General features: G+C 61.6%; 13 protein-coding genes. 7 read left to right on the top strand and 6 right to left on the bottom strand.

Annotated features, from left to right (window positions below):
- Positions 1–8: 8 nt before the first annotated feature.
- Positions 9–902 (top strand): cation diffusion facilitator family transporter, encoded by an 894-nt coding sequence (locus AOA62_RS00990; RefSeq protein WP_099547595.1) that lies wholly within the window; start codon positions 9–11, stop codon positions 900–902.
- On the opposite strand, the gene AOA62_RS00985 is transcribed toward AOA62_RS00990, so the two are convergent.
- Positions 899–1,957, bottom strand: coding sequence for a DUF6515 family protein (locus AOA62_RS00985; RefSeq protein WP_017139356.1), 1,059 nt, complete (start codon positions 1,955–1,957; stop codon positions 899–901). The genes AOA62_RS00990 and AOA62_RS00985 overlap by 4 nt on opposite strands.
- 443 nt (positions 1,958–2,400) lie before the next feature.
- Here AOA62_RS00985 and AOA62_RS00980 point away from each other — a divergent pair, with 443 nt between their 5' ends.
- Positions 2,401–2,880, top strand: coding sequence for an Lrp/AsnC family transcriptional regulator (locus AOA62_RS00980; RefSeq protein ID WP_003176264.1), 480 nt, complete (start codon positions 2,401–2,403; stop codon positions 2,878–2,880).
- A gap of 202 nt (positions 2,881–3,082) precedes the next feature.
- Entirely contained in the window at positions 3,083–3,292 is a 210-nt protein-coding gene (locus AOA62_RS00975) for a DUF2788 domain-containing protein (protein ID WP_025999909.1), read from the top strand.
- Here AOA62_RS00975 and AOA62_RS00970 read toward each other — a convergent pair.
- The 4 genes from AOA62_RS00970 to AOA62_RS00955 all read right to left on the bottom strand — a co-directional run bounded on the left by AOA62_RS00970 (position 3,287) and on the right by AOA62_RS00955 (position 9,768).
- The gene (locus AOA62_RS00970) at positions 3,287–3,922 is read right to left on the bottom strand and encodes a pseudouridine synthase (RefSeq protein WP_017139357.1); all 636 of its coding nucleotides are present in this window, start codon (positions 3,920–3,922) and stop codon (positions 3,287–3,289) included. The two genes, AOA62_RS00975 and AOA62_RS00970, sit on opposite strands and share 6 nt — an antisense overlap.
- Positions 3,923–3,993: 71 nt before the next feature.
- Entirely contained in the window at positions 3,994–5,466 is a 1,473-nt protein-coding gene (gene amn / locus AOA62_RS00965) for an AMP nucleosidase (RefSeq protein ID WP_169987367.1), read from the bottom strand.
- A 183-nt stretch (positions 5,467–5,649) separates the two neighbouring features.
- Entirely contained in the window at positions 5,650–7,299 is a 1,650-nt protein-coding gene (locus tag AOA62_RS00960; protein WP_099547594.1) for an acyl-CoA dehydrogenase family protein, read from the bottom strand.
- Between the two features lie 90 nt (positions 7,300–7,389).
- A complete protein-coding gene (locus tag AOA62_RS00955) occupies positions 7,390–9,768 on the bottom strand; it encodes a hybrid sensor histidine kinase/response regulator (protein ID WP_017136072.1) in 2,379 nt (792 codons plus the stop codon).
- 276 nt (positions 9,769–10,044) lie between these two features.
- On the opposite strand from AOA62_RS00955, the gene AOA62_RS00950 reads away from it, so the two are divergent.
- From AOA62_RS00950 to AOA62_RS00935, 4 genes are all read left to right on the top strand, one after another.
- Positions 10,045–10,842 carry a hydroxymethylpyrimidine/phosphomethylpyrimidine kinase gene (locus AOA62_RS00950; RefSeq protein WP_056861986.1) on the top strand — a complete coding sequence of 266 codons (798 nt, stop codon included), beginning with the start codon at positions 10,045–10,047 and terminating at the stop codon, positions 10,840–10,842.
- A gap of 20 nt (positions 10,843–10,862) precedes the next feature.
- Positions 10,863–11,486, top strand: coding sequence for a thiamine phosphate synthase (gene thiE / locus AOA62_RS00945; protein ID WP_017136070.1), 624 nt, complete (start codon positions 10,863–10,865; stop codon positions 11,484–11,486).
- Positions 11,487–11,503: 17 nt separating this feature from the next.
- Entirely contained in the window at positions 11,504–12,787 is a 1,284-nt protein-coding gene (gene hemL, locus AOA62_RS00940) for a glutamate-1-semialdehyde 2,1-aminomutase (RefSeq protein ID WP_017136069.1), read from the top strand.
- Between the two features lie 236 nt (positions 12,788–13,023).
- Positions 13,024–13,578, top strand: a complete 555-nt coding sequence (locus tag AOA62_RS00935) for a tetratricopeptide repeat protein (protein ID WP_017136068.1) — start codon at positions 13,024–13,026, stop codon at positions 13,576–13,578.
- A 110-nt stretch (positions 13,579–13,688) separates the two neighbouring features.
- Here AOA62_RS00935 and AOA62_RS00930 read toward each other — a convergent pair whose 3' ends face one another.
- Positions 13,689–14,015, bottom strand: a complete 327-nt coding sequence (locus tag AOA62_RS00930; protein WP_003194436.1) for a DUF1820 family protein — start codon at positions 14,013–14,015, stop codon at positions 13,689–13,691.
- Positions 14,016–14,111 lie beyond the last annotated feature (96 nt).

Here is a 14,111-nt window from a genome sequence, read left to right as displayed (position 1 = left end):
GGATTCGTATGACCAGCAGCCCCGAACACGCCAGGCTCCTGCGCCTGGCCACCCGCGCCTCGGTGGGCGTGGCCTGTGCGCTGATTATCACCAAGGCCATCGCCTGGTGGTTCAGTGGCTCGGTGAGCATGCTCGCCGGGTTGACCGACTCGCTGCTCGATGGCATTACGTCGCTGCTGAACTTGCTGGCGGTGCATTACGCACTGCGCCCGGCCGATGACGATCACCGTTATGGGCATGGCAAGGCCGAATCGCTGTCGGGCATGGCCCAGGCGTTGTTTATCGCCGGCAGTGCCGTGTTGATCGCCTTCCAGGCGTACCAGCGTTTGCAGCACCCGGAACCGGTCGGCGCGCCGTGGCTGAGCATTGGCGTCATCGTGTTTTCGCTGCTGATGACCGTGGCGCTGCTGATGCTGCAACACCGGGTGATCCGCGAAACCGGCTCCAATGCCGTGCGCGCCGACTCACTGCACTATCGCTCCGACTTGATGCTCAACGGCAGCATTCTGGTGGCACTGGTGTTGGCAGGGTTCGGCTTTCATCAGGTGGATGCGTGGTTCGGCCTCGGCATTGCCGCGTATATCCTGTGGAGCGCGATCCAGATCGCCCGCGAGAGCTTTGCCGTGTTGATGGATGAAGAACTGCCGCCGGATGTCAGCCAGCACATGCTGGAATTGGCGCGCAGTGTGCCGGGCGTGCTGGGCGCGCATGATTTGCGCACGCGCATTTCCGGCAGCCACTGGTTTGTGCAGTTGCACCTGGAGTTGCCGGGGGAATTGACCCTGTCAGTGGCCCACGGCATCAGCGACCAGGCCGCCGATGCCATTCACAAGGCTTACCCACGCGCCGAAGTGCTGGTGCACGCCGACCCGCGGGAAGTGGTCACGGGCAACAAGGCCTAGTACTGCACCTGATAGCCGCGACTGGTCAGGCAGTTGCCCTGGGCCTGGCGGTAGGTTTGCACCACCGCCGGGTCCGGGGCATAGGTGACGGTGCGTGGGTCGAAACCGCTTTGCTGCACTGCCCAGCGATAACAGTCGTAGCCGTCCTGCTGTACCTGGGCCGGTGACTGGCCGTTGGCCGGGTAGGCCACTACGTCATAACCGTTGCCCTGCGGCGCGGGTTGCGGCGCCGGTACTTCGGTAGGCGGCTGCACCACGACGTATTGCTGGGTAGCGTTTTCATAGGTGTAGTAGGAACCCGCCGCGAGGAAGAACAGCGCGCTGCCCACCCACACTTCACGGGCGTAGTCCGGCAGGTATTGCACACGGATCCCGTAGGGCGGCGTCACCACCACATAGCGCGGGCCTTGCGGGCGATACCAGTAGCCGCCGGAGAAGAAGTAATCCTGGCCACGGTAAGGCACACGGTAATTGCGGTCCGGGAAGCGGTCGACGGTGTAACCGGGACGATATTGCGGGCCTGGCCCCCAGCCGTTGCCATGCCCATTGGGGCGACCCGGCCAGCGGTTGTCGTTCGGGTGACCATTATTGAAGCCGCCGCCCGGACGCGGGCCTGGGCCATTGCCGGTCTGCCAGTGCTGGTTGCCATCGTTACGGCGCGGGATGTCCTGATAGTAGCCCTGGCGGGGTTCCTGGGTTTGGCGCACGGTGTCAGGGCGGCCCTGGATCGGCAGGTTGTTCGCAGGCTGCGGTGCCGGCCGCGGTTGCTCGGCATTTTGCGGGCGGCCTTGCCACTGCCCACCGCCGTGCTGCTGTTGCTCGGCGCGATCAACATGCGGGTTCTGTGGGCGCGGCTGGTTGTTTTCCGGACGCGGTTGAGTGTTCTGTGGGCGCGGTTGATTATTTTGCGGTCGCGCCTGTTCATTGCCGCGCCCGCCTTCCGGGCCTCTTTCATGCTGACCACCGCCTTCATAGCGCGGGTCATCGGCCATTACTTGTGTGCCGACGCTCACCATCAGCAAACCTACACCTGCCATACGCCAGATGCGCTTCATGCTATTCCTCACTGCGGATTAGGGCCTGGAATGTCCGGCCTTACTGCATGAGACTGGAAAAGCCTCACCCGGTTCTGAGACAGGTTATCAGTCACGAGAAGTATTTTTTGAGCTAAAAGCGCAGACAAAGAAAAAGGGGCGACCCGTCGGCCGCCCCTTGAGAATTTCGTCCTGGCTCAACGCTTTTGACGTTGGCTCACCTCACGCCGTCTTGTGGACAGTGTGCAGCCTGGAGGCCGGCTCAACCCTGCTGGGGCGGCGGCCGCAGCAGGCCTGATTGGGCCAACTGCAGTGGACTGTTGTCCAGGCGGTGATTCTGTTGATAAAGATACAGGCCAACGTCCGACAGATGATTGCGAAGATTGCGTCAATAAACAGTGCTTGCGCAATTTTTAACCCTTCATAGATAATTCACCGCAATAGTTACGACAAAGGCCAACCCAATGAGCAAGCTTGACCGATACGACCTGAGTATTTTGGCTGAATTGCAGCGCGACGCGAGGATCTCCAACCAGGAGTTGGCCGAACGCATCGGCCTGTCGCCGTCGCCGTGCTCACGCCGGGTCAAGCAGTTGGAAGACGACGGCTACATCTCACGCCAGGTTGCACTGCTCGACCGCAAGATGCTGGGCCTGAGCCTTACAGCCTATGTGCTGATCGGCATGGACCGTCACACGCCGGAGCGTTTCGAGAATTTCGAAGCAGCGATCCGCACCCTGCCGCAAGTGCTGGAATGCAGTTTAGTCACCGGGATGGATGCGGACTATCAGTTGAAAGTGGTGGTGCCGGACATGGACCACTACCAGAAATTGCTGCTGGGGCATTTGACCCGGATTGAAGGCGTAACCAGCGTAAGGTCGAGCTTTGTGCTCAACCAGGTGCTCAACAGCACCGAGCTGCCGTTGACGCACCTGCGTACCTGACCTCAAGCACACTGGTGATCCCCTGTGGGAGCTGGCTTGCCTGCGATAGCGGTGGATCAGTGGCATATCCTTAGCTGACACATCGCTATCGCAGGCAAGCCAGCTCCCACATTGACCGCGTTACGACGCAGGTCAATGTTGTGCCTGAAGCCCTGCTTTATACTTCCCGCCTGCCCTGTCGGAAAAAATCCCCATGAACAACATCGACCCCGCCCTCTTTGAAGAATGGATGATGACCGGCCTAGTCACCATCCTGATCATCTTCATGGGCTTTATCGTCTGGGACCTGGCGAAAAAATCCAAGGCCGGACGCTTTGGGTCGTTCATCCTGTTTTTTGTGCTGGGCCTGGGCGTGGCCGCGTTCATCATCAAGAGCGTGGTGATCGGTCTGATCGAGTCCGGCGCTTTATAAACGCGCCGGCACTGCCTTCCATTGGCCCTGGTCCAGGCCATCAATCGACCAGTCACCAATACGCACGCGCACCAGGCGCAAGGTGGGCAAGCCCACCGCAGCGGTCATGCGCCGCACCTGGCGGTTACGCCCCTCACGAATGACCAGCTCCAGCCAGTGCGTCGGCACGCTTTTGCGAAAGCGCACCGGCGGGTTGCGCGGCCACAGTTCAGGCTCGTCCAACTGCCGCGCTTCGGCGGGCAAGGTCATGCCGTCATTAAGCTCTACACCGTCACGCAGGCGTTGCAACTGCTCTTCGGTGGGCTCGCCTTCAACTTGCACCCAGTAGGTTTTCGCCAGCTTGTGCTTGGGGTCGGCAATGCGCGCCTGTAACTGGCCATCGTTGGTCAGCAGCAACAGCCCCTCACTGTCACGGTCCAGGCGACCGGCCGGGTAGATGCCGGGGATATCGATAAAGTCCTTGAGGGTCGCGCGCCCGCCTTCGTCGCTGAACTGGGTCAGCACATCGAAGGGCTTGTTGAACAGGATCAACTTCGGCTCGGCCGGTGGCGCCTTGGCGACACGCCGCGTTGCGGAGTACGGGGGTTTCACGCCAGGGCGGCGCGAATCGGGGCGGGCAGGACGGGACATGGCAAAGGAACATCTAACGGTCAGGACCGACAATGCTAGTGGCCTGACCGCTAAATGACCATCCCAACCGCTTAGCGGAACGGCGGCTCGTCGAAACTGCGCAGTTTGCGCGAGTGCAGCGAGTTGAGTTCGGTGCGCAACAAATCCACCGCCTCGATGCCGATTTTCAAGTGCTGGCTGACCGCACGCTCATAAAACGCGTTGGCCGAACCCGGCAGCTTGATCTCGCTGTGCAGCGGCTTGTCCGACACGCACAGCAAAGTGCCGTACGGAACCCGCAAACGGTAGCCTTGGGCCGCGATGGTGCCGCTTTCCATGTCCACCGCCACAGCGCGGGACAGGTTGATCAGTGGGCGCTCTTGCGCCCAGCGCAGTTCCCAGTTGCGGTCGTCGTAGGTCAGCACGGTGCCGGTGCGCAGGCGTTTTTTCAGCTCTTCGCCTTTTTCGCCGGTGACGTTGGCAGCGGCTTGCTGCAAGGCCATCTGCACTTCGGCCAGGGCCGGGATCGGGATGTTTGGCGGGACTACGCGGTCGAGAATCCCGTCGCGGCGCATATAGGCGTGAGCCAATACGTAGTCGCCGATGGTCTGGGATTGGCGCAGGCCGCCGCAGTGGCCGATCATCAGCCAGCAATGCGGGCGCAGCACGGCCAGGTGGTCGGTGATGTTTTTGGCGTTGGACGGGCCGACGCCGATGTTCACCAGCGTCACACCGTGGCCGTCGGCGGCCTGCAAGTGATAGGCCGGCATCTGGTAGCGATGCCAGACCACGCCTGCGGCAATGGCCGACGCTTCACCGTGGTCCATGCTCTTGTCGATGATCACGTTACCCGGCAGCACCATGCGAATAAACCGCGGGTCGCTGCGCAGTTGCTCCAGGCCATGCAGGATGAACTGGTCAACATAGCGGTGGTAGTTGGTCAGCAGGATCCATGGCTGCACATGGCGCCAGTCGCTGCCGGTGTAGTGCACCAGCCGGCGCAGGGAAAAGTCCACGCGCGCCGCATCGAACAACGCCAGCGGCAGCGGGTCGGTGTTTTCCCAGTCGTAGAGGCCATCGGCAATGCCGTCGGTGGCGGCAGACAAGTCGGTGCTGGGGAACACACGGGCGAGGGTCGCGGCGGTGACACCTGAGCCAGCCAGTTCATCACCCTGCTCCACCACATACGGGTAGGGAATATTCTGCTGGCTGACGCCGACTTCCACCGTCACGGTGAAGTCGTGCATCAATGGCACCAGTTGCTCCAGCAGGTACTTACGGAACGCCGCCGGATGGGTGACGGTGACACTGTAGGTTCCCGGCAATTGCACCTTGGCGTATGCGCGGGTGGTCTGTGGGACTTCGCCGTGGCAGTGGTAGGTCAGGCGCAGTTCCGGGTAGCGGAACTGCGCACGTTGTTCGGCGTCAGGCTCGACGCGGTCCTTGAGGTATTGCTTGAGGGCTTGGTTAAGCGCGCCAGTGGCACGCTCATGCAGAGCCGCCAGCCGGTCCACGGCTTCTTCAGCGGTTTGAACGACAACAAAAGCTTCGGTCACGGTAAGCATCCTGTGTTCTGACTTGCAGGCCTTTATCTTGCCTGTATCCCGGCCTCACTGAAACACCGGGTTTGGAATGCTTTGAAAGGTGGGAGCTGGCTTGCCTGCGATGGCGGTGTGTCAGTCACTGAATACTTGGCTGGGACACCGCCATCGCAGGCAAGCCAGCTCCCACAGTTTGACCCTGTGTCGTCAGGGGGTTGGGGTTGAGCGCGTGACGATCGCCGCCACATCCACCCCGCGCGGCAAAGTGCCATACACGCGGCCGGACGATGCCCCCAGGCGGCTGGCGATAAACCCGTCACTGACCAGCGCATTCCCGGCCTCCAGCAACAGCTTGGCCTGCAACGCCACGGCAATGTCCTCGGTCAACTGCCGCGCGCGGTACTGGATGTCCTGAGTGTCCATAAACGCCGACTTCAATTGCTCGATATGCCGCGCCAGCTGCTTGTCACCATGCCCATCGCCCAGTTCGACAAACAACGCCTCCAGCACGCCCGGTTCTTTGGACAATGCCCGCAGCACGTCCAAGCACTGCACATTGCCGGAACCTTCCCACGTCGAATTCACCGGCGCCTCACGGTAAAGACGCGGCAGGATGCTGTCCTCCACGTACCCGGCGCCGCCCATGCATTCGGCGGCCTCATTGATCATGGCCGGTGCGCGCTTGCAGATCCAATACTTGCCCACCGCCGTCACCAGCCGGGCGAATTTGGCTTCCTGTTCGTTATCCAGATGGTCCAGCGCCCGGCCCATGCGCATGCTCAAGGCCAGGGAGGCTTCGCTCTCCAGCGCCAGGTCGGCCAGCACGTTTTGCATCAACGGTTGTTCACTGAGCACGCGGCCGCCGACTGAGCGATGGGCGCAATGGTGGCTGGCCTGGGTCAACGCCTGGCGCATCAAGGCGCTGGAGCCGACCATGCAGTCGAAACGGGTCATGGCGACCATTTCGATAATGGTCGGCACGCCCCGGCCTTCTTCGCCAACCATCCAGGCCAGGGCGCCACGAAACTCCACTTCGCTGGAGGCGTTGGAGCAATTGCCGAGTTTGTTTTTCAGGCGCTGGATGTAGAACTGGTTGCGGGTGTCATCCGGGCGATGCCTTGGCAGCAGGAAACACGTCAGGCCTTTGTCAGTCTGCGCCAAGGTGAGGAACGCATCGCACATTGGCGCCGAGCAGAACCACTTGTGCCCTACCAGCTCATAGGCTTGGCCGGGGCCGCCGGCGCCCACGGGATAGGCACGGGTGGTGTTGGCGCGCACGTCGGTGCCGCCTTGCTTTTCGGTCATGGCCATGCCGATGGTGGCGCCGGCTTTGTGGGCGATGCCGACGTTGCGTGGGTCGTATTCGGTGTTGAGGATTTTCGGCAACCAGGTCTTCGCCAGGTCCGGTTGCAGGCGCAGGGCCGGGACGCAGGCGAAGGTCATGGTCAACGGGCAACCGCTGCCGGCTTCGGCCTGGCTGTGCAGGTAGGTCATGGCGGCGCGGGCCACATGGGCACCGGGCTGCGGATGCGCCCACGGCAGCGATGGCAGGCCATGCTCGACGGCGGTGCGCATCAGTTCATGATAGGCCGGATGAAATTCCACCAGGTCGATGCGATGGCCGTAGCGGTCATGGCTGTTGAACACCGGCTTGTTCTGATTCGCCAGGAACCCGGCCGCCATCAGCGGCCCACCGGCCAGCGCGCCGTACGCATCAATACGCGCCTGCGCCCAGCCGGCGCCAAAGCGGCGCGACCATTCTTGCAGGGGCAGGTCGATACGATAAAGGTTGGTGCCGTCCAGGGACGGCGGCTGGTTGGTGACGTCGTGGGTTTCGGCAAATTGATGCAGGTTCATGACGGGCCTCCTGGAAAATAGGCCACGTGCGGTTGAGGCCTGAATTTCAGTTAAGCACCGTCATCGGGCTTAAAAAAGTGGCATACCCGCCTATTGTTCGGCGCTTTCGCCCTCTAACGGGCACAACAGGTGCCGCTCCAGCACCGTTTGCAACGCCTCGAAACGTACGGGTTTGCTGAGGCGTTCGGTGATGCCGACCCCATGACAACGCTCTCGATCCGGGGCGTGCAGCGAGGTGCTCAGGGCAATTACCGGCAGCTCGCCGCAGCCGGGTAGCGCACGAATCTGACAGCACAACGAGAAGCCGCCCTCGGGTATATCCAGCAGCACCGCATCAAAGGTTTGGTCCTGAAAAAGCGCCAAGGCGGCCGGGCCGTTATCCACGGTTTTCACCCGATAACCCAGCTTGAGCAACATGCCGCGTACCGCCAATTGGCCGACACTGTTGTCGTCCACCAACAGCACCGTACATTCCTGGGGCGCTCGTTGCGCGTGGGGTTTGTGCGTTGCCGGCTTTGGCTCGGGCGGCACCGGGTTGACGCTCATGTCCAACTGGAAGCGGCTGCCCTTGCGGGGCTCGGAATGATGGGTCAGGCGCCCGCCAAGCAGTTCGATCAACTGCCGACAAATCGCCAGGCCGATGCCCAGGCCGCCGTATTCGCGCGTCATCGAACCGTCGACCTGGAAGAAGCGCTGATACAGCGTGGCCTCATCGAGGAAAGCGAAGCCGATGCCGCTGTCGGTCACAATGAAGCTCAGGCGCAGTTCGCCGTCACTGTGCGGCACACCCACCACGCGCAAGCGCACCGCACCTTCGTGGGTGAACTTGAAGGCATTGTCGAGCAGGCAATCCAGGCATTGGGTGAGTTTGCCGGCATCGCCAATCACCCGGTCCGGCAGTTCATCGGCCACGTCGATAGAAAACTCCAGGCCTTTGCTGTGCGCGCTGGCGGTGAATTGCTGGCGCAAGGTGTCGAGCGTGCCGCGCAGGCTGAAGACCTGGGGATGGGCGGTGAGGCGCCCGGCCTGCAATTCGGTAAGGGTGAGAATGCCGTTGACCATGCGCATCATGTCCCGCGCAGAACCGGCGGCGGTTTGCTGGTACTGGGCAAGGTCGTCATCCAGCGGCACGGTCTGCATCAGCTCCAACGAGCCGATCACGCCATTCATTGGGGTACGAAGTTCGTGGGTGAGCGTGGCGAGGAACTCATCTTTGAGGCGGTTACTGCGCGCCAATTGCTGGTTGAGCACTTCAAGTTTCTGGCTGGCGTCGAACAGGATCTGCGCCTGCTGCTCACGCATGCCGTTGATGCGGTCCGCCAGGGCCAGGGACAACAGCGCCACTTCGATGGCCGAGCCGAGCTGGCTGGCGTACATGGTGAGGAACATATTGGGCAGGTAGCCCAACACCATCAGGGTGTTGACCACCCCGCCCAGCAGGAACGCCGACCAGGCGATGATGAAGTAACGCGCCATGCGCTGGCCGCAATACCAGGCCTTGATGGCGGCCACAAAGATGGTCACGGTAAACACCAGCGCCAAACCTGTGGCCAAACGCAGGGCCACGGCGTAGCTGGTCAGCAGCGCCAGCACCATGACCAACGCGCCAGCCGCTGCCAATGCCAGCAAAACCCGGTCAAGCCAGCGGCTGTGCTGCGCGGTGTGCAGGAAACTGCGCGCGAACAAGCTCCCGAACAACGCCGCCGAACCGATCAGGAAAGGTACCGCCGCATTCGCCCACCATGGATTGTTCGGCCAGAAATATTCCACCGCCACGCCGTTGACCGAGAGCTGGTAGAGGCCGAACGAAGCAATATAGAGGATGTAAAAGAGGTAGCTGGTGTCGCGCACGCTCAAGTAGATGAACAGGTTGTAGACCAGCATCCCCAGTAACACGCCATAGATAGCCCCCAATACATACAGGCGCAGTGGCTGCTGCTCCAGGTAGGCGGTGGCAGACCATAGCGTCAGCGGTGCCTGGATCGAGCCTTGGCTTTGCAGGCGCAGGTACACGGTTTGCTGCTGGTCAGGCACGAAATTGAGCTTGAACAGGTAGTTGGCCTGGCGCACTTCACGGCTGGAAAACGCCAGGGTGCTCCCCGTGCGGGTAGTCAGGCGGTAATTGCCGGTGCTGTCGCGCTGGTACAGGTCCAGTTGGTTAAGCGGCGGGTACGCCAACTCCAGAAACCAGGTGCGCGGGGCGCGAGGATCAGTGGCGGTGTAATGCAGGTCGACCTTGAGCCAGAACACCGAGCGTGAATAGCCGGCGTTGAGGGTGGCTTTGTCATGGGGTTTGAACTGGGCGGCGAAGGCGGGAGTGCTGACATCGGCGATGGTGAGGGCGTCGGTTGGGTCTTCGAACACTTGCATGACGCGGCCCAGCGGCAGGCTTCGAGTATCCGGGTTGAACTCGATGGCGCTGGCGAGCATCGGCAGCCCGCACAATAAAAAGATCAGCAAATAGCGCATAGAGCCCCAGCGTGGCCTGTCCGGTTATGTCAAAAGTCCCCCATTCCTTTTGAGTAGACGTATACCGGCGATACATTAAGTTGTTTGGATCCACTCTAGCATAGCCGCTAGAGGCCATTGGACACCATTGAAATAATTTTTTGAAAGGCTCTAGAACGGGCATCTCAAGCGCTTTATGAAGAAAAAACCAGCCAAGCCAAACCATAAACATAAGCGGGAAATTCGCCTCTCGCCCAACAGCCACGCCAAAAGCGTTTGGTGGTAAGCTCGCGCACCATGAATATCTACAGCTCTCGCCCCGTTGTCCTCTGTCTCTCCGGCCACGACCCCAGTGGTGGCGCCGGCTTGCAGGCAGATATCGAAGCCCTGCTTGCACAAGGCTGTCATGCGGCCCCGGCCGTCACCGCCTTGACCGTGCAGAACACTGTCAATGTCAGCGATTTTCGCGTGCTCGACCGCGAGTGGGTACTGGCCCAGGCCAATGCCGTGCTGAGCGACTCCGAAGTGGCGGCGGTGAAGCTCGGTATGCTCGGTTCCACCGCGATGGTCGACACCGTGGTCGAACTGCTGCAGGCGCACCCGCACCTGCCGGTGGTCTGCGACCCGGTGCTGCGCGCCGGTGGCGGCGGCAGCCTGGGCAAGGACGAAGTCGGTTATGCCATGCGTGAGCGGCTGTTGCCACTGTCGCTGATCGCTACGCCGAACTTGCCGGAAGCGCGCATCCTCGCCGAATTGCCCGAGGGCACGGCGGACGAATGCGCCGAGAAGCTGCTGCCGTTTGTAAAGCATCTGCTGATCACCGGCGGCCACGGCGACGAGCATGAAGTGCACAACCGCCTGTACAGCCGCGACGGCACGCGCCAGACCTTTACCTGCCAGCGCCTGCCCGGCAGCTATCACGGCTCGGGTTGCACGCTTGCCAGCGCCTTGGCCGGCCGGATCGCACAGGGCGAAGGCTTGGCCAGCGCGGTGCAATCGGCGCTCAACTACACTTGGCGCACCCTGCGTGACGCCGAACAACTCGGCCAGGGCCAGTTTGTGCCGCGCCGTCTGCCGCTGGATTTCTGCTCTTAACCGCACAAGAGGCCTGCTCGATGAAACTACGTGGCCTTTACGCCATTACCGACAGCCAACTGTTGGCCGGCAAATTCCTCGCCTACGTCGAAGCAGCACTGGACGGTGGCGTAACCCTGTTGCAGTACCGCGACAAAAGCAGCGACGAAGCCCGGCGCCTGCGTGAGGCCGAGAAACTGCGCGAGCTGTGCTCACGCTACAAGACCCAGTTGATCATCAACGATGACGCCGAATTGGCCGCGCGCCTGGGCGTCGGCGTACACCTGGGCCAAACCGACGGCCCACTGACCCCGGCCCGTGCACTGCTCGGCTCCAAAGCCATCATCGGCGCCACCTGCCACAGCCAGATCGAACTGGCCGAGCAGGCCGCCAAGGAAGGCGCGAGCTACGTCGCCTTCGGCCGCTTTTTCAATTCCAACACCAAGCCCGGCGCGCCGGCCGCCACGCTCGACATGCTGGCCCAGGCCCGCACGCGTCTGCAGTTGCCGATCTGCGTGATCGGTGGCGTCACCCTGGAGAACGCCGCCCCCCTGGTGGCCCACGGTGCCGACCTGCTCGCCGTGGTACACGGCCTGTTCGGTGCCGACAGCACCCAGGAAGTCACGCGCCGCGCCCGCGCCTTCAACGACCTTCTTAAAGTTTAAGTGTAGAGAGCCCGATCATGTCCCGTTCCGAAACTCTGTTTGCCAATGCCCAGAAACACATCCCCGGCGGAGTGAACTCCCCCGTGCGTGCGTTCAAGAGCGTCGGCGGCACACCGTTGTTCTTCAAGCATGCCGAAGGCGCCTACGTCACCGACGAAGATGACAAGCGCTACGTTGACTACGTAGGTTCCTGGGGGCCGATGATCCTCGGCCACAGCCACCCGGACGTGCTCGACGCGGTGCGTCAGCAGCTGCAACACGGCCTGTCCTATGGCGCGCCGACCGCCATGGAAACCGAGATGGCGGACCTGGTGTGCTCAATCGTGCCATCGATGGAAATGGTGCGCATGGTCAGCTCCGGCACCGAAGCCACCATGAGCGCAATCCGCCTGGCCCGTGGTTTCACCGGCCGCGACAGCATCATCAAGTTCGAAGGCTGCTACCACGGCCACTCCGACAGCCTGCTGGTAAAAGCCGGCTCCGGCCTGCTGACCCAAGGCGTGCCAAGCTCGGCGGGGGTGCCGGCCGCGTTTGCCAAACACACCCTGACCCTGCCGTTCAACGACATCGCTGCCGTTGAGCAGATGCTCAGCGAAGTCGGCCAGGACGTGGCGTGCATCATCGTCGAGCCGGTAGCCGGCAACATGAACTGCGTGCCACCGGCACCGGGTTTTCTGGAAGGTTTGCGCGAGCAGTGCGACAAGCACGGCGTGGTGCTGATTTTCGACGAAGTGATGACCGGCTTCCGCGTAGCCCTCGGCGGCGCCCAGGCTTACTACGGCGTCACGCCGGACCTGAGCACCTTCGGCAAGATCATCGGTGGCGGCATGCCCGTGGGCTGCTTCGGCGGCAAGCGCGAAATCATGCAGCACATCGCGCCGCTTGGCCCGGTGTATCAGGCGGGTACCTTGTCAGGTAACCCATTGGCCATGGCGGCCGGCCTGACCACCCTGCGCCTGATCAGCCGCCCGGGTTTCCACGCCGAGCTGACCGACTACACCACACGCCTGCTCGATGGCCTGCAACAGCGCGCCGATGCGGCGGGTATCCCGTTCGTGACCACACAAGCAGGTGGCATGTTCGGCCTGTATTTCAGCGGCGCCGACGATATCGTTACCTTTGATGACGTGATGGGCAGCGATGCCGACCTGTTCAAGCGCTTCTTCCACTTGATGCTCGAAGGCGGCGTTTACCTGGCACCGAGCGCTTTCGAAGCCGGGTTCACCTCGATCGCCCATGGCGAAGCGGAGTTGAAACTGACCCTGGATGCTGCCGAGCGCGCTTTCGCAGCCCTGAAGTAAGCCCTGATATAAGGGACACACACATCTGACGTTGCCCCTCGCAGCGTCAGATTTGCTACTTTGCTTACAGAGATTTCCTGCATTTTTCGAGAAATCACCTGCAATCCGGCAGATAACTTGCCTACGCAGCAGAAAAACGAGTAAAGACTTTGTAAGCAGGGGCCTGCTTATTTCATAATGCGCGCTTATTGGACCCCCGAGGGTCCGCGTGCCCCGTCAGAGGTAAGTCGATTCCCATGAAACGCACCGGCCGCACCCTGGTTCTGGGCTGCCTGTTGCTCCTTCAGCCGCTGCTGGCACATGCCCAGGCAGGCGGCAACTCGTTGTTAATCCCAGCGATGGGTCGTTGCACCCTCAATACCCAGCCAGACAGCCAGGCCGAAGCCCTGAGCGCGTGCCAGAAACAGGCCGACGGTGGGGATGCGCAGGCGCAATACGAGTTGGGCGAGTACTTCCACGACGACAAAAACCCGGCCCGCGACCTCAACAAAGCCCTGAGCTACTTCGAAAAGGCTTCGTTGCAGGGCCACGCCCAGGCGCAATTCCAACTGGGTAACATGTTCTTCAAAGGTGAAGGCGTACCGGCCAATAACGTCCAGGCCTACATCGTGCTGAAAATGGCAGCGGTCAACGGTGCCGAAGACGCGCTGGACACGGCCGACGAAGTCGCCGAGCACATGCAGCGTGATGAACTGGAAGTGGCCACCCAGGTGCTGGGCCAGATTTTCCGCAATTACCTGCAGGAATTGCAGAGTGCCGACGGGCGTTCGCCCTTTTCGCCCCTGCCCTGATTTCAGCTAAGCCCCCCTATCGCTATCGCAGGCAAGCCAGCTCCCACAAGGAAATGCATTCCAAATGTGGGAGCTGGCTTGCCTGCGATAGCTTGACTCGGTCTAACGCCTTACTTCTCAGGCATCGGCATCGGAAACGGCATCACATTGCTGGTGCCACGCGCTTCGCTGATCTTCGGCGTGCCCAGGCGCTCGACTTCATCAATGCGCACAATCGAATGCATCGGCACAAAGCTGCGCACCACGCCTTCAAACTGCGCCTTGAGTTTTTCTTCGCCCGGGTCGACGACCAATTGGGTGCGCTCGCCAAAGACGAACTCTTCCACTTCCAGGAAGCCCCACAGATCACTTTGATAGATCTGTTTGGCGTACATTTCGAACACCTGGCCCTGGTTGAGGAAAATCACCTTGTAGATTGGAGCTTCACGTTTGGTCATGGTGGGCGAACAACACATCGGGGATATAAAAGAGGGCGCGAACTATAGCATGGCACCCGATGCACAGCGCTAGGAACCAATGGGCATGCCCCCTAT

This window comes from Pseudomonas sp. 2995-3 (genome assembly GCF_002742565.1).
GTDB classification, from domain to species: domain Bacteria; phylum Pseudomonadota; class Gammaproteobacteria; order Pseudomonadales; family Pseudomonadaceae; genus Aquipseudomonas; species Aquipseudomonas edaphica.
Note: the sequence above shows the minus strand (reverse complement) of the source record. Positions and strands in the feature narration are given on the sequence as shown.